Here is a 14,875-nt window from a genome sequence, read left to right as displayed (position 1 = left end):
TATGGGAAGAGCCTCGCGCCGGGCGGCCACGGCGATCGCGACGGTGGTGGCGGTGCTGGGCGGCATGTTCATCGGGGTGCCCACGGCGGCGTTGGCCGATGTTGACGAGATTCCGCTGACAGGACAGTACGACGCCGGCGACCCGATCCCCGGCGATGTGCTCGGAGCCAAGAGCAAAGCAGGATTGCCGAGCTCATCGCGGTCGGTGAAGGCCGAGCAGCAGCCTGTGATCGATGGCGTCGCACCGGAGCTCATTGACGTTCCAGTAGGCGATGTCGATGTCGTGCAGACGGAGGGCTCCGACAAGACAGACCCCGCTGTCGTCATCGGCGAATGGCAGGAGGTCGGCAACAGCGGCGTGGCGGTAGCATCCGCGGAGACCGCCGATGAGGACCGCAGCCCGGAAGCGCTCACGGTGAGCCTGCTCAGCGATGCGGAGGCCGACGAGCTCAGGCTCGTCGGACCCGTGGTCTCGCTTGCTCTGGAGGGTGAGGAAGATGACGTGGCGCCCGTGGGTGTGAGCGTCCCCGTCGATCTGCTCGAGGGCACATTCGGCGCGGATTTCGAGTCGCGCGTGCAATGGGTGCAGGTGCCGATCGCGGACGGCAAGCCTCTCCTCGAGGATGCCACGCCGATCGCAACCGCGTCGATGAAAGACTCCGTCGTGCTCACGCCCGCGGTGTCCTCAGCCCCGACGATGGTGACAGCGCTCGCCGGCGCCACCTCCACGGATGGCACGGGTTCGTATGCGGCGACTCCGCTGAAGTCCTCGTCCACGTGGGATGTCGCCGAGCAGACCGGCGCATTCACCTGGTCGTATGACATGCCGGTTCCCGGTCCTGGCATCGGTCCGGTCCCCTCCGTGAGCCTCGCCTACAACTCGCAGGCGGTCGATGGAGCTACAGCCTCGACGAACAATCAGCCCTCTGCCGTCGGCGAGGGCTGGGACATCACGGGATCCGGTTTCATCGAGCGCAGCTACGTCCCATGCGCGAAGGACGACGGCGCGAGCGGCGCCGTGGCGACGTCGGGTGACCTTTGCTGGCGTACGGACAACGCCACGATCTCGTTCGGCGGGCACTCGGGCGCGCTGATCAAGGACACGACATCCGGCAAGTGGCGTCTTCAGAACGATGACGGCACGCGGTTCGAGCATCTTTCCGGCACGGCTGCCGGGTGCGCCGCCAACGGGACTGCCTCTACCGACTGCTGGAAGATGACGACCACCGATGGCACCCAGTACTTTTTCGGCCTCAACAGGCTGCCGGGTTGGAGCACGGGTAAGGCGGTGACGAACTCGACCTGGACTGTGCCGGTGTTCGGCAACGATGCCGGAGAGCCGTGTCATGCGTCGACGTTCGCCGCTTCGTCTTGCATGCAGGCCTGGCGGTGGAATCTGGACTATATCGTCGACGTTCACGGCAACGCGCAGGCACTCTACTACACGGCGGAGACTAACAAGTACGCGAAGAACGGCACCGGCGCCACCGTCTATCAGCGCGGCGGCGTGCTGTCGAAGATCGAGTATGGTCTTCGTGCGAGCAACGTCTACGGTGCGAACGCCGCAGGCTACCGTGTTCTCTTCACCTACGACAGCAAGGGGCGCTGCAACGGCACGGGCTCGACCTGCACCACGGCTGCGCTGGATGCGGCGACGATGCCTGCGCACCCGTCCGCATATCCGGACGTCCCCTTCGACCAACTGTGCACGGGAACGTCATGCAGTGCGTCGCAGATCGTCCCCTCCTTCTTCACGAACGCACGGCTGGCCACGGTGAAGTCCCAGGCGCTCGTTTCGAGTTCGTATTCGACGGTCGACACTTGGACGCTCTCCCACTCCTATCCGGCTCCCGGTGATGGCACATCCCCAGCGCTGTGGCTCACGCAGGTGCAGCGGACCGGTACGGCCGCAGGTCAGAGCGCCATCAATGAGCCGGCGACGGTGTTCAGCGGCACGACGATGCAGAACAGGGTGTGGGTGACGGACGGACTCGCTCCGCTCGATAAATGGCGGCTGAGCTCGATCAAGACCAGTCTCGGGGCCATCATCAGCGTGAACTATCAAGCCGCGCAGTGCACGCCGGCGCAGGCGTCGGCGATCTTGGCGGATCTGCCGAATAATACGAAGTGGTGCTTTCCCTCCTGGTGGGTTCCAGAGTCGACCATCCCGCTGGGCGGGCGTCAAGATCTGTTCCACAAATACCCGGTGAAATCGATCGTCATGGACCCCGTCAACGGTGGGCCGCTCAGCAAGGTTCAGCAGACGGACTACTCCTATGGCACGCCACGCTGGCGATACAACGACTCCCCGTTGACGGTGGCGAACTCGCGCACGTGGAACGTGTTCGCCGGCGTCGATACCGTCGAGGTGCGTGAGGGAAACCCGGCTACGCCCTCTGCGCTGAAAGTGTCGAAGTACACGTACTACCAGGGCATGAACGGTGATCGGGCATCCGACTCGGGCGGCACGAAGACAGTGAACGTCGCCGGGACCAGCATCGCGGACCAGCGCTGGTTCGGCGGTCAACTCTACCGGCAGCAGACGTTGGTAGGTGTCGGTGGCGCGGTCATCTCGAGTGAGGTGTACACGCCGTGGGCGTCAGCGGTCACTTCGAACGACGGATCTCGCGCAGCGCGCATGACCGCTGTGCAGAAGACGGTCGTGACGGAGCCTGTGTCGACGGGGGGCAGTCGTACGCTCACGACGCAGACGACGTTCGACGCGACGTACGGATATCCTCTGACCGTCTCTACGGCACCCTCGGACGCTGCGGGCACATGCGTCACGACGGACTACGCTTCGGCGAACACGACGAAGTGGATCATCGGTCTGCCCAGCAGAGTCACGACCGTCGAGAAGACCTGCGCCACGATCGCGTCGGCGTCGTATCCGGACGATCTGCTCGGCGATAGCAAGACCGTCTATGACGGCCTTGCGTGGGACGCGGCTGCGACGCGGGGTCTGCCGACGTCGACGCAGGCGGTGGACCGTTACGACGGTTCGACGCCGCACTGGTCGACGATCGGTACCGTCACGTACGACACGCTGGGTCGCGTGCTCACGACGACGGATGCCCTGGGCCGGACCAGTAGCACCGCATACTCTCCTGCGGCTGCCGTCCCTTTGCTGAGTACCACGGTGACGAATCCCGCGCCTTTCAGCTGGGCGGTGCAGACGACGTACGAGCCGACCACGGGTTCCGTTTCGCAGACCGTCGATCCGAACGGATCGACGACGACGATCGCCGTGGATGCGCTGGGGCGCGCCAGCAAGGTGTGGCTGCCGCTGCGGACGAAGGCGGCGAACCCTGACTCTCCTTCGCTGTCGTTCGAGTACACGCTCTCGCAGACGACGCCCAACGCGGTCAAGAGCAGCACCGTCACCGGTGGAGGGACCGTCTCGACGTTCGAGCTGTTCGACGGACTCGGCCGAAACGTGCAGACGCAGAGTTCGGCGGTGGGTGGCGGCGCGGTCGTCAAGACGACCAACTACGACGATCAGGGACGCGTCTATTTCGTGGACAACGAGTACTGGACTGCTTCGATCTCGCCGGGGACAGCGTTCTTCACCCCTGACAGCGAGAACAACATCCCATCTCAGGTGATCACGGCCTACGACGCGGTCGGGCGCACGCTGACCTCCACCTTGAACAGCTCCGGGGCGGTGCATTCCCAGACGGTGACGACCTATGGGGGTGCCGATCGCGTGGACACGACTCCACCGGCAGGCGGGACGCCGACGAGGGTGATCACCAACAGCCTGGGGCAGCAGATGAAGCTCGTCCAGTACCTGGGAGGCACGATCAGCGGTTCGGGGCAGGAGACCACATACGTCTACGACGGCGGCGGGCGGATGACGGCCATGACCGACCCGGCGGGCAACGACTGGACCTGGACATACGACCTTCTCGGCAATCGCGCCGGACAGGATGACCCCGACTCCGGCGCGAGCAGCGCGACATATGACCTGGTGGGGAACAAGACCTCCACGACAGATGCACGCGGTGTGACGGTGGCTACGGCGTACGACGCGCTGAACCGGAGGACAGCAGTCCGCTCCGGCAGCTCGTCCGGCCCCCTTCTCGCATCGTGGACCTATGACACGGCGACGCTCGGCAAGGGCTATCCGGCCAGCTCCACTTCATACACGGGGTCCACCGCGAGCGCACCGGGGCTCGCCTACACGACGAGCACGTCGAAGTACGATGCTGCGGGGAATCCGCTGGACAGCACGGTCTCCATCCCGTCAGGAGCGCCGGCGTTCGCCGGGACGTCCTACACGACGACGAACTACTATCACCCGGATAGCACGCTCCTTGCGAAAGTGGTTCCTGCCGTCGGCGGCCTTCCCAGCGAGACGATCCGATACTCGTACGATTCGTGGGGGCGGCTCAGCGGAATCCGAGGAGCGTCGATCGTCCTCGGTAGCACGATCTACACACCTATCGGCCAGCTGGCGGAGTTCACACGCCCGAACGGTGTGGGTCGCACGGCGTACTCCACGTACGGGTACGACCCGGCAACCGGTCAGATTGCATCGATCGTCGACAACGCCGTGTTCGACGGGTCGGGCCACTATGTCGCGCAGCGCTCTTACACGCGTGACAAGGCGGGCAACGTCACGTCCGAGGTGTTCAGCGCTACTCATCCGACGGCGGTGACGCAGAAGACGTGCTACTCGTACGATGGCCTGCGGCAGCTCACGCGGGCGTGGACGCCGGCTGGTTCGACGTCGTGTTCGACGGCTCCGTCGGTGGCGGGCCTGGGAGGTGCGTCGCCGTATTGGGTCGACTATGCGTATGACATGGCGTCGGGGAATCGGACGAGCACGACGGTGCATGCGGCGTCTGGGGATCTGACGGCGGAGTATGCGTACGCGGATGCCGGGGACCCTCGTCCCCATGCGGTGACCGAGGTCACCGGTGATGCCGCTCTCGGCACGGGGGAATACTCTTACGATGACGCGGGCAATCAGACGTCTCGTCCGGGGCAGTCGGTGACCTTCGATGCGGTGGGGAAGGTGGTGGAGGTGTCTGAGGGGTCGGAGACGTTGACGCAGGTGTTTGATGCGGATGGGAATCTGTTGTTGTCGGACAGTTCTTCCTCTGGTGCGTCGTTGTTCTTGGGGGAGACGACTCTTTCTCAGGGGTCTGGTGTTGCTGCTGTGGAGGGGTTCCGGACGTATGCGGGTGCGGGTGGGCGGCCGGTGGCGCAGCGTTCTGCGGTGTCGGGGGTGTCGGGTTCGACGGTGGCGTGGTTGTTCTCGGATGAGCAGGGCACGGTGGATGTGCGGTCGAATGCGACGAGTGGGGCGACGACGCAGCAGTATCGGGATCCGTTCGGTGGCCCGTTGGCGGGGACGGGGCCGGGGTGGGCGGATGGGAAGGGGTTCTTGGATAAGCCGGTCGCGGTGTCGGTGGGGTTGACGGTGGTGGGGGCGCGGACGTATGACCCGGTGTTGGGGAAGTTCTTGTCGGTGGATCCGGTGATCGATACCGGCCTGCCGCAGCAGAACACGGGGTATGCGTACTCCGGGAACAACCCCATCACCTACAGCGACCCGAGCGGACTCAAATTCGCCATCGCCAACGCCGAAGCGAGTGGGCAGAAGCCGAAGTCGGAGCCGCGGAAGTTTACTCAGCTTCCTGGTTGCAAGTGGGGGTCGCCGAATTGTCGAGGTGCGTCGTCTAGGAGCGCGCATGATGGGATCGTGAATGGTCAGGTGGATCCGTGTCGTGCCTTTAATCCGAAGAAGTGTGAAGTCAGGGATGAACTCGTCAGGCCTGGTCTCGAGTGGTATGCGCGTCTCGGTACTCTCGTGACTGATTTCATGGGTCAGAACTATTGGGCGCGGGATTTGGCAAACCTACCGGCCACAGGGCTGGCGTTGTTGACGGTCGCGCTTGGTGAAGGGAAGTGCGGTTACAGCGAGACCGCTGGCATCCAGGTGTGCTCGGGGAGTGCCTTCGCGCAACGAGGCGGAACAACAATAGGAAGCGTGTTCCTGACTACTGGTGGTGATAGAGAGATTGCTGAAATTCTCAGCGGCGGGTCGGACAACGAAGCACTATTGGCTCATGAAGGTCGGCATGCGTCTCAGTGGGCGGGGTATGGGAATGTCTCGTTTGCGCTTGCGTATTCGGGGGAGATGTTGCTTTCTCAGATCACGACGGGGGATGTCGGATGCGGGAACTTCTTCGAGCACGATGCCGGGATGCTGGAAGGAGGATACAGTGCGGGATGTCAATAATAAGGTGAGTCGATCTCGAATCTCGTTCTTGACCGGTCTCGGGGTGGTTCTTCTTGTCGGGTGCACAGCGTGCTTTCCCTCACGTCCGGATTTTTCGGGACCAGTTTCTCTTACGGTCGTGGATGATCAGCTAGCATTCGTTCAGTGTGCAATGTCCACTATAGATGCAGATGCGATTGGTATGGTGGCGCAGGACGAGAGCGTAGATGACGGTCCGATATGGATGCTTATATCAGCAGATGCGGGTGCAAGTGGCAAAACTGCAACGATTCCTGCGAGAGTTCCGATCACCGCCGGGGAAGAGCTGGGTGGTTTGCACCGTGGCGATGAGGATGCCTTCTCCGTAACAGAATTAACCGGCAAGTCGGGCGTATTTATCAAGATCGCAGCCGAAGATATTCGTATTGAACAGGACATCGAGTTCGATGCCAGCGATCTGGCGGAGGGGAAGTATGTCTATCCTTCGGGTGAGGTATCGGATGATCCTTGCGGGATGCCCGGGGCGTTTGGGGAGTAAAGGGTTTTCGTTCGGTGGCCCGTTGGCGGGGACGGGGCCGGGGTGGGCGGATGGGAAGGGGTTCTTGGATAAGCCGGTCGCGGTGTCGGTGGGGTTGACGGTGGTGGGGGCGCGGACGTATGACCCGGTGTTGGGGAAGTTCTTGTCGGTGGATCCGGTGATCGATACCGGCCTGCCGCAGCAGAACACGGGGTATGCGTACTCCGGGAACAACCCCGTCACGTACAGCGACCCGACCGGACTCAAATTCGCCATCGCGGCACCAGATGCATCGGGTGGTGGCAAAGTCGGAGGGGACTACAAAGTTCCGTGGGGGCCAGGTAAGCCCTATATTTATCAGCCCGGAAAGCCTAAAGTTCAGTTCACCGAGGCGCAGCTCGAAAATCTCGGCGATGCCTTGCAATACTCGAGTTGCGCAAAGTATCCTACGATAGGCGTACCCTGCGGGCCCGACTACGCTGAGGTCAATAACGAGCTGAATGCTGCGGTTTTCGAGGCGACAAAGGTCGTAGTTATTCTGGCAGTGCTTCGAGGTAGTCCGACTGCAAGCAGAGTGGCAATAAGGTCTGGTACCGGTGTCGCCTCGCAATTGGAACGCACTGGTACAGCGTTAACCAAGAGTGACGTGTTTCACCGTTCGGTCACTTGGGGCACCGATAATCCACTAGCTCAACAGTTTTCGATCACTGGTAACGACGGAGCGGTGAGAGATCTGTACCAACTGAAGGGTGAACTCAACGGGAAGTCTGGTATCTTTGAGTGGATAATTGACCGCAGTGGCCCGTCTGCGGTCGTAACTCATCAGAGGTTTATCCCGGGCGGCAGCGTTACTGGCGTCCCGAATCAGGTGGTTCCCTAATGAAGAAGCTCAGTCTCGCCTTTGTCCAACACGCTGGGATCGCGTTAGGAACGCAAGATTTACTTGTGGGAGTTGCGATTGGGGCGATTGACCGGGACCAAGCAATCCAGATCTGCTCTGCATCAGGCTCAAGAGATGAGTATGAGGTCTTAGCGGATCGGTTCGACGATGGTGACCTGATGCAGTCTCTGAATGAAGGCATATGGCCATCTGGGCATACTTCCTCAATGCGAAAATGGACGTACTTAGAGATGGTCTCAATCTTTGAAGATCGGGAAGATCTAGCCGACCCGATCTCTCAGGTTGAGTCGCTTTACTCCGAATTCGGGTACCCGCCTTCCATATCTGGCATGGTTCGATACATGCCCTCCCCAGACGGTAGAACCGGTACTGATGCGATCTACGATCGATGGAGCGCATTTCTATCGAGCGAAGCCGAATTTCTGATATCCAGGGAATGACTTGCGTCGAACTAGTAGTACTTAGTTAGGTCTTGTTAACTGTTGTGGGGGCTGTTAACCGGCTCTTCGCATTCAGGGGTGTAAGTAGGGTCTGAAGCCGCCGGTTTCGAGGAGGCTCCTTGCGATGTAGTTGGCGAGGTTGCGGAAGCCGAGTGCGGAGCCGCGGAGGTGTTTGAGCCGGCCGTTGATGGCCTCGGTCGGTCCGTTGCTCGTGCCGGGCTGGTCGAAGTAGGCCAAGACGTCAGCGGCTCGCTACTTCAGCGTGCGGCCGAGCTTGCGGAGCTCGACCAGAGTGGCCGGGACGCCGTCGATCACGGTCTCCATGGTCTTCTTCCCGACGGCGCGGTCCGGGTCTCGGTAGGCGGAGATCATGCGCTGGTAGATGCCCCAGGTCGCCTCGACCTCGACATGCTGTTCCTCGGCGAACAGCGCCTCCAGGCGATCCATCTGCCCATCGGTGAGGAACCGCGATCCCGTGTGGAGGGTGCGGCGGGCCGAGTGGAGCGGGTCGCCCTTCCGGCCGTGTCTGCCGAACACGTCGTGTTGGACACGACGGCGGCAGTCATCGAGCGCGGTGCCGGTGAGGCAGACGACATGGAGCGGATCCATCACCGCCGTCGCCGTCGGGATCTCCTCGGCCGCGGCGGACTTGAAGCCCGTGAACCCGTCCATCGCGACCACGTCGACGCCGTCTCGCCAGGCTTTCGGGCGTCCGGCGAGCACCTGCTTGGAGCGGCCCTCGATCATATCGAGCAGCCGCGACGGGCCGATCTCCGTGCGGATCGGGGTGAGGTCGATGATCACGGTGACGTACTTGTCGCCGCGGCGTGTGTGGCGCCAGACGTGCTCGTCGACGCCGATCGTGGTGACGCCGTCGAATCGGGCGGGGGCGTCGATCAACCGTCGATGCCCCTCGGTGAGGACGGCACTGTTGGCGGTGTGCCAGACGACGCCGAGTCCCGCAGCGATCCGGGCGACGGTGAGGTGGTCGATCACCAGCGCTTCGAGCGCCTATCTGGCTCCTCCGCGCGACAGCTTCGACTTCGGCTCCGCCGCCCGCGTCGTGTCCTCCCGCCACGAGATCCCGCAGGTCGCGCATCGGTAGCGGCGCACACGCGCCAGGAGCGTGGTGGGGCGATGCCCGAACGGGTCATGCGCGAGTCGACGAGCGATCGTCCTCGCGAGAGCGCCTGGCTGCCGCAGCCGCGACACCACGGGTCGGAGCCCGCGACACGGCACTCGATGACCGCCCGGTCGTGCTGCAAGTCGAGCCCGACGGCGTCGAGGCCGAGCTCGTCGAGGCGGCAGAACAGAGCCAGATCAGGGGTAGCGAAGGTAGCGTGAGACACGTCGAGGTCTTCCATCGGGCGGGCAGTGTGAGAACTTCCATCCTCGGGAGACCTCGACCCTCACCCGAACACCGACGCGCCCCTACCTACCCCCTCAACCGCGAAGAGCCGGGAATGGTGCTGCGGTGGAGCGGTTCCGGACGTACACGGGTGCGGTGTAGGAGGCCTGTGGCGCAGCGATCAACATTGGCGTAGAATATGTCTCTAAAGTCATATATGGGAGGCTTCTGTGGTCGATGCATCCGCGCTCGTCCGCTCCGCACGGAAGAGCCGCAAGCTGACGCAGCGTGCCCTTGCCGATCGTGTACAGGTGGATCAGGGCCGTATCTCCCGTCTCGAAAGCGGAAGGGAGGCGGAGTTCAGCACCGTCGCGCGTCTCCTCGGCGGTTCAGGACATCGGCTGTACTCCGCGCCCACTCGCCGCGACGACGCGGCGTCCGCCGCTGCTGCGATCCGTGCGCATCTCCGTTCCGGGGACAAGCGCAGCGCATTGCGCGAACTCATTCAGTTGAGCGATGATCTTGCCGCAGAGCAGGGGCTCGTCCGCGGCATTCTCGGGCTGGCTGAGCCGGAGCCAACGGGGCAGGCTGTGTGGGATGCTGCCCTGGCGGCGCTCGTCGACCTGAGGCTCAGCGAAGAAGGGCTCCCTGTGCCCGATTGGGTGGACAGCCCGACTCGCCGCCTGACGCGGGTGCGCACTCTCGATGTGGACCCTGCGGATCCGATCCCCGCACCTACAGACGTTCCTGCTCCATTCCTCGACCGCGGCGTGCTCGTGTGGCGAGATACTCTTGCGAGTGTGTGACCGTGACGTCACTGACGCGGGACGATTTGCTGGCAGGCCTTCGGGAACTCATCGCTGAACTTCACTCGTCGGGCGAGGTCGTCGGCATCCGGCTCGTCGGAGGGGCAGCCCTCGCGCTTCGATACTTCAGTCGCCGCATCACCAACGACTTAGATGCTCTCCACGTCCGACCGGGAACTGATGATGCGGTCGTTGCAGCAGCGAACAGAGTGGGCGATCGAATGGGGTGGGATACCGGTTGGATCAACTTTGCAGTGGAGAACACTGATTCGCTTCCCGTGTTCGGGCGACGCGCGGTCGAGTGGGAGACCATCTACGACCGTGACGGCATCGTCCTCCAGGTCGCGTCGAAAGAGGCATTGCTTGCGATGAAGCTTCGCGCGAACCGGCCGGGGCGCGACACGGACGATATCCGGCACCTCCTGGCCCTCTGCGAAGTAGCAACACTGCGCGAGGCGGAAGAGTTCTACGAGGACTTCTACCCCGGCGACGGGCTCACGGATCGCGCCATCAGCATTGTGGAACGCATCCTCGAAGGCGGTCTGCCGGACGAAGTGCCGTCTCCCGGCCCCATCGTTCTCTGAGGAGGCGGCGAGATCCTCGGGCATACGGTCTCCCTGCCTGAGGAGATCCCGCTCGCCGAGCGCGGCACTCGTCGAATGGTCGTGCTCGGGTTACCCTCGACCGCATGGGACTGTTCTGGAGCGACCCGCAACGTGTGCGACTCGAATCGCAGGACGTCGAGCTGAAGGCGACGCGTGCGCCGTGGAGCCTATGGGCGGACGGATTCGGCAAGCTCGGCATCCGCGCGATCCAGATCATCGTCGTGGTCGCCGTCGCCGGTGGGATCGTCTTCGCGATCCAGCAGCTCACGCTCGTGACGATCCCGCTCGTGATCGCGCTCATCCTCGCGTGCGCCTTCCATCCGGTGATGAGCTGGATGCGCCGGGGCGGGGTGCCGTCGGTGCTCGCGACCGTGATCACCCTGCTCGGCATCGTCGTCATCCTCGGCCTGCTCGGCTGGCTGATCGTGTGGGCGGTGCGGGATCAATGGGACGACCTGTACACGCAGGCGGAAGACGGCGCCCAGCACCTGATCGCCTGGGTGCAGACCCTCCCCTTCGACTTCCTCCAGCCCGAGCAAATCGACGAATGGATCGGCACGCTGACCGACTTCGTCACGAGCGCGCAGTTCGGCTCCGGCGCGATCGCCGGCGTCGGGGCGGTCGCCAACTTCGTCACCGGCTTCGTGCTGATGGTGACGATCCTGTTCTTCTTCCTCAAGGACGGCCCGCAGATGTGGGAGTTCCTGCTGCGGCCGTTCCGTGGCGAGAACTACGAGCGGGCTCGCCGCATCGGTGACAAGACCGTGAGCACGCTCGGCTCGTACGTCCGGGGCACGGCGACGGTGGCGGCCGTGGACGCCGTCGGCATCCTGATCGGTCTGCTCATCCTCCAGGTGCCTCTCGCCATCCCCCTCGCGGTGCTGGTCTTCCTCCTCGCCTTCATCCCCATCGTCGGCGCGACCGTCGCCGGCATCCTCGCCGCGCTCGTCGCCCTCGTGGCGAACGGCTGGGTCAACGCGCTCTTCGTCGTCGGCGTGGTCGTGCTCGTCAACCAGCTGGAGGGCAACTTCCTCCAGCCGTTCCTGATGGGCCGGTCGATGAAGCTGCACGCCTTCGTCATCCTCGTCGCTCTGACGGTCGGCACGGTGCTCGGCGGCATCGTCGGGGCAGTCCTCGCCGTCCCGATCGCCGCCGCGCTGTGGGGCGTGATCCAGGTCTGGGACGGCCCCGACCTGCCCGCCCGCTGGGCCAGGCCGAAGATCGCGCGAGAGAGCTGACGCGGGATGCGGGATAGCGGGCGCCGGACGCCGAGCCTGGAGCGCCCTCGGTTCGTGCACCGTGGCGTGGCCGGGTAGACTGTCTCAAGCCCTCCGCGTGACGGCATCCAGGCCAATTCCCCCAGGACGGAAACGTAGCAAGGGTAACCGGGCTCTGCTGGGTGCGCGGAGGGTCTTTCCGTCTCAGCGACTCGGGTCGATCATCGTGATCCCCGCCGGAGCGGACCTGTCCATGCCGGGAAGCAGCGCCGCCGCCTGCTCCAGGCCCACGACGCGCTCGATGAGCTGCTGGGGCTCCAGGGCGCCGGAGCGGATGAGCTCGAGCATCCCCGGATAGTCGACCGCGGCCATCCCGTGGCTGCCCAGCAGATCCAGCTCCCAGGCGATCACGCGATCCATCGGCAGGCGCGGATGCCCCTCGCTCGCCGGCAGCAGCCCGATCTGCACGTGACGCCCACGACGGCGCAGGCTCCGGATGCCGTCCGCCGCCGTCGCCTCGAGCCCGACGGCGTCCACGGAGACGTGGCTCCCGCCGCCGGTCAGCTCGTGCACGAGATGGGGGACATCGGCATCCTGCGACTGGATGCCGTGATCGGCGCCGAGGCGCTGGGCGAGCTCGAGAGCCACGGGGTTGCGGTCGACCGCCACCACCCTGGCGCCGAGCGCGTGCGCGATCATCACGGCGCTGAGGCCCACCCCGCCGGCCCCGATCACGACGACCCATTCTCCGGGCTGGAGCCTCGCACGGCCGACGAGCCCCCGATACGCCGTCGCGAACCGGCATCCGAGGCTCGCCGCCGCCTCGAAGGAGATCGCCTCATCGATCGCGACGAGATTGGTGTCCGCCGAGTGCAGGGGCACGTACTCCGCGAACGAGCCCCAGTCGGTGAAACCCGGCTGGCGCTGATCCGGGCACACCTGCGCGTCGCCGCGCAGGCACCATTCGCACCGGCCGCAGCCGCAGACGAACGGCGAGGTCACGCGATCTCCGACGCGCCACCGCGTGACCCCCGCGCCGACGGCGGACACCACTCCGGCGAGCTCGTGCCCTGGAACGTGCGGGAAGACGACCTCGTCATGCCCGGCCCAGGCGTGCCAGTCGCTCCGGCAGAGCCCGGTGGCGTGCACGCGCACCACCACGCCGCCGTCCGGGGCCTCCGGAGCGGGGACCTCCCGCACCTCGGGGGTCGCGCCGACCGCATCGATGACCACTGCGCGCATGCTCTCTCGCTTCCTGTGCGCGGGAGCGCATCCGTGATGGACGTCTCGACCGGCGCACTGTTCGAGCCTACTGAGGATCCGCACCCTGCTCTCAGCATCCTCCGGGGCCTTCCTGCCAGGATCGATTCCGTGACCCGCTCTGTCGACGCTCCGCGATCCTCGAACGCGCTCGGACGGTTCGCCTCACCCGTCCTGCTCCTCGCGGCGATGTGGGCGATCCAGCTCGCAGACGCCGTCCTGCCCGGATCCTTCACCGGGTTCGGGCTGCGCTCCTGGGACCTCGGAAGCCTCGGCGGGCTCCTCGCCGGTCCTCTCCTGCACGCGAACTGGGGTCATCTCATCGCCAACTCCGTGCCGTTCCTCGTGCTCGGCTGCCTCGTAGCGGTCGAGGGCGCCCGCCGGTTCTGGATCGTCACGGCGATCGTCGTGGTCGTCGGAGGGGCGGGCACCTGGCTCGTGAACGCGCCGGGCACGCTCACGGTCGGGGCCTCCGTGCTCGTGTTCGGCTATTTCGGATACGTCGTCCTCCGGATCTTCGCGCCTGGGCGCGTCTCTCACCGCATCGGGTATGCGCTGATCGCCGTCCTCGTCGTCGTCCTGTACGGCAGCGCGATGTTCCTCGGCGTCTTCGGCGCGGCGGAGGGCGTCTCCTGGCAGGCACATCTGTTCGGCGCGATCGGGGGCGGGCTCGCCGTCTTCGTGGGGCGCCGGGGCGACCGGCGCCCCACGGCATGAGCGCCGGTGCGCGTCGACCTCCACGGCGCCAGGGCCGGCGGCGTCCCGCCCGTCGGCGCTCGCGTCGCCTCGGTGCGCGACGGCGTGCGGCACGGCGTGCGCGGCGGCTCCGGATGCTCCGGCGCATCGCCATCGGGACGGGCATCGTGCTCGTAGCCGCGGCGCTCGCCGTCCTCGTGCCATTGAGCACCGCCCAGGCGCCGGTCTGCCTGGACGATCCGACCACCTTCCCGGCATCCGGGATCGAAGGGTGGGAAGGGGAGCAGCTCGAGAACGCCGCCACGATCATCCGTACTGCTCGCGGCCTCGGTTTCGACCGCGAGGGGCAGGTCATCGGCGTCATGACCGCGATGGGCGAGAGCTCGCTCGTCAACATCGACTACGGCGACTGGGAGACCGCGGGCGTGCGCAACCCCGACGGCACGCCCACGAGCAGCATCGGCCTCTTCCAGCAGCAGGAATGGTGGGGAAGCGCCGAGGAGAGGATGGATCCCGCATCCTCCGCGGCGCTGTTCTACCAGCGGCTCGCACGGGTGAGCGGATGGCAGGACATGACGCCATCGCGGGCGATCAGCCGCGTGCAGATCAACACCGACCCGGAGCACTACGCGCGCTTCGAGGCGGATGCCGCGGCGATCGTGGACGCGATGCAGGCGGAGTGCGCGGTGCGCTGAGGTCGTTCTCGCGCCGGCCTCGTGTTCCGGGTCGCGGAAACTGCTGCTTTCGCGCCGGCCTCGTGTTCCGGATCGCGGAAACTGCTGCTTTCGCGCCGTGAAAGCGACAGAGTTCGCGACCTGGATGGTGGCAATGAGCTGAGGGACCGCCGTGCCCGGGC

Annotated in this window: 10 protein-coding genes, 1 other RNA gene and 1 pseudogene; 10 read left to right on the top strand and 2 right to left on the bottom strand. The window is 65.0% G+C overall.

Annotated features, from left to right (window positions below; translation table 11 throughout):
• The first annotated feature begins 1 nt into the window (after position 1).
• The 4 genes from ACYVGQ_RS17535 to ACYVGQ_RS17520 all read left to right on the top strand — a co-directional run bounded on the left by ACYVGQ_RS17535 (position 2) and on the right by ACYVGQ_RS17520 (position 8,087).
• The gene (locus ACYVGQ_RS17535) at positions 2 to 6,250 is read left to right on the top strand and encodes an RHS repeat domain-containing protein (RefSeq protein ID WP_460785966.1); all 6,249 of its coding nucleotides are present in this window, start codon (positions 2 to 4) and stop codon (positions 6,248 to 6,250) included.
• 151 nt (positions 6,251 to 6,401) lie between these two features.
• Complete coding sequence (locus ACYVGQ_RS17530; protein WP_460785965.1) at positions 6,402 to 6,767, top strand: hypothetical protein; 366 nt, start codon at positions 6,402 to 6,404, stop codon at positions 6,765 to 6,767.
• Between the two features lie 64 nt (positions 6,768 to 6,831).
• Positions 6,832 to 7,626 carry an RHS repeat-associated core domain-containing protein gene (locus ACYVGQ_RS17525; protein WP_460785964.1) on the top strand — a complete coding sequence of 265 codons (795 nt, stop codon included), beginning with the start codon at positions 6,832 to 6,834 and terminating at the stop codon, positions 7,624 to 7,626.
• Positions 7,626 to 8,087 (top strand): DUF2247 family protein, encoded by a 462-nt coding sequence (locus ACYVGQ_RS17520; RefSeq protein WP_460785963.1) that lies wholly within the window; start codon positions 7,626 to 7,628, stop codon positions 8,085 to 8,087. The genes ACYVGQ_RS17525 and ACYVGQ_RS17520 overlap by 1 nt, the downstream gene beginning before the upstream one ends.
• Positions 8,088 to 8,159: 72 nt before the next feature.
• Here ACYVGQ_RS17520 and ACYVGQ_RS17515 read toward each other — a convergent pair.
• Positions 8,160 to 9,436, bottom strand: a pseudogene (locus ACYVGQ_RS17515) (ISL3 family transposase).
• A gap of 229 nt (positions 9,437 to 9,665) precedes the next feature.
• Here ACYVGQ_RS17515 and ACYVGQ_RS17510 point away from each other — a divergent pair.
• The 4 genes from ACYVGQ_RS17510 to ffs all read left to right on the top strand — a co-directional run bounded on the left by ACYVGQ_RS17510 (position 9,666) and on the right by ffs (position 12,267).
• Positions 9,666 to 10,241 carry a helix-turn-helix domain-containing protein gene (locus tag ACYVGQ_RS17510; RefSeq protein WP_460785962.1) on the top strand — a complete coding sequence of 192 codons (576 nt, stop codon included), beginning with the start codon at positions 9,666 to 9,668 and terminating at the stop codon, positions 10,239 to 10,241.
• A 2-nt stretch (positions 10,242 to 10,243) separates the two neighbouring features.
• Positions 10,244 to 10,825, top strand: a complete 582-nt coding sequence (locus tag ACYVGQ_RS17505; protein WP_460785961.1) for a DUF6036 family nucleotidyltransferase — start codon at positions 10,244 to 10,246, stop codon at positions 10,823 to 10,825.
• Between the two features lie 104 nt (positions 10,826 to 10,929).
• Positions 10,930 to 12,084 carry an AI-2E family transporter gene (locus ACYVGQ_RS17500; protein WP_460785960.1) on the top strand — a complete coding sequence of 385 codons (1,155 nt, stop codon included), beginning with the start codon at positions 10,930 to 10,932 and terminating at the stop codon, positions 12,082 to 12,084.
• A gap of 83 nt (positions 12,085 to 12,167) precedes the next feature.
• Positions 12,168 to 12,267: signal recognition particle sRNA small type (ffs, locus tag ACYVGQ_RS17495), an RNA gene on the top strand.
• Here the strand turns inward: ffs and ACYVGQ_RS17490 are convergent.
• Entirely contained in the window at positions 12,268 to 13,305 is a 1,038-nt protein-coding gene (locus ACYVGQ_RS17490; protein WP_460785959.1) for a zinc-dependent alcohol dehydrogenase family protein, read from the bottom strand. It lies immediately after the preceding RNA gene.
• A 129-nt stretch (positions 13,306 to 13,434) separates the two neighbouring features.
• Here ACYVGQ_RS17490 and ACYVGQ_RS17485 point away from each other — a divergent pair, with 129 nt between their 5' ends.
• Both ACYVGQ_RS17485 and ACYVGQ_RS17480 read left to right on the top strand, forming a co-directional pair.
• Positions 13,435 to 14,040, top strand: coding sequence for a rhomboid family intramembrane serine protease (locus tag ACYVGQ_RS17485; RefSeq protein WP_460785958.1), 606 nt, complete (start codon positions 13,435 to 13,437; stop codon positions 14,038 to 14,040).
• A 113-nt stretch (positions 14,041 to 14,153) separates the two neighbouring features.
• On the top strand, positions 14,154 to 14,714 hold the full coding sequence (locus tag ACYVGQ_RS17480) for a hypothetical protein (RefSeq protein ID WP_460785957.1): 561 nt from the start codon (positions 14,154 to 14,156) through the stop codon (positions 14,712 to 14,714).
• Positions 14,715 to 14,875 lie beyond the last annotated feature (161 nt).

It is taken from the genome of Microbacterium tumbae, assembly GCF_054780175.1.
The sequence above is the reverse complement of the archived record's forward strand: the minus strand, read 5'-3'. Positions and strand labels throughout refer to the sequence as shown.

What these genes read in the sequence shown, in the direction of transcription:
- ACYVGQ_RS17480 (WP_460785957.1), top strand. Translation starts at nt 14,154, where the DNA reads ATGCTCCGGCGCATCGCCATCGGGACGGGCATCGTGCTCGTAGCCGCG.
- ACYVGQ_RS17530 (WP_460785965.1), top strand. Translation starts at nt 6,402, where the DNA reads ATGTCCACTATAGATGCAGATGCGATTGGTATGGTGGCGCAGGACGAG.
- ACYVGQ_RS17535 (WP_460785966.1), top strand. Translation starts at nt 2, where the DNA reads ATGGGAAGAGCCTCGCGCCGGGCGGCCACGGCGATCGCGACGGTGGTG.
- ACYVGQ_RS17490 (WP_460785959.1), bottom strand. Translation starts at nt 13,305, where the DNA reads ATGCGCGCAGTGGTCATCGATGCGGTCGGCGCGACCCCCGAGGTGCGG.
- ACYVGQ_RS17500 (WP_460785960.1), top strand. Translation starts at nt 10,930, where the DNA reads ATGGGACTGTTCTGGAGCGACCCGCAACGTGTGCGACTCGAATCGCAG.
- ACYVGQ_RS17520 (WP_460785963.1), top strand. Translation starts at nt 7,626, where the DNA reads ATGAAGAAGCTCAGTCTCGCCTTTGTCCAACACGCTGGGATCGCGTTA.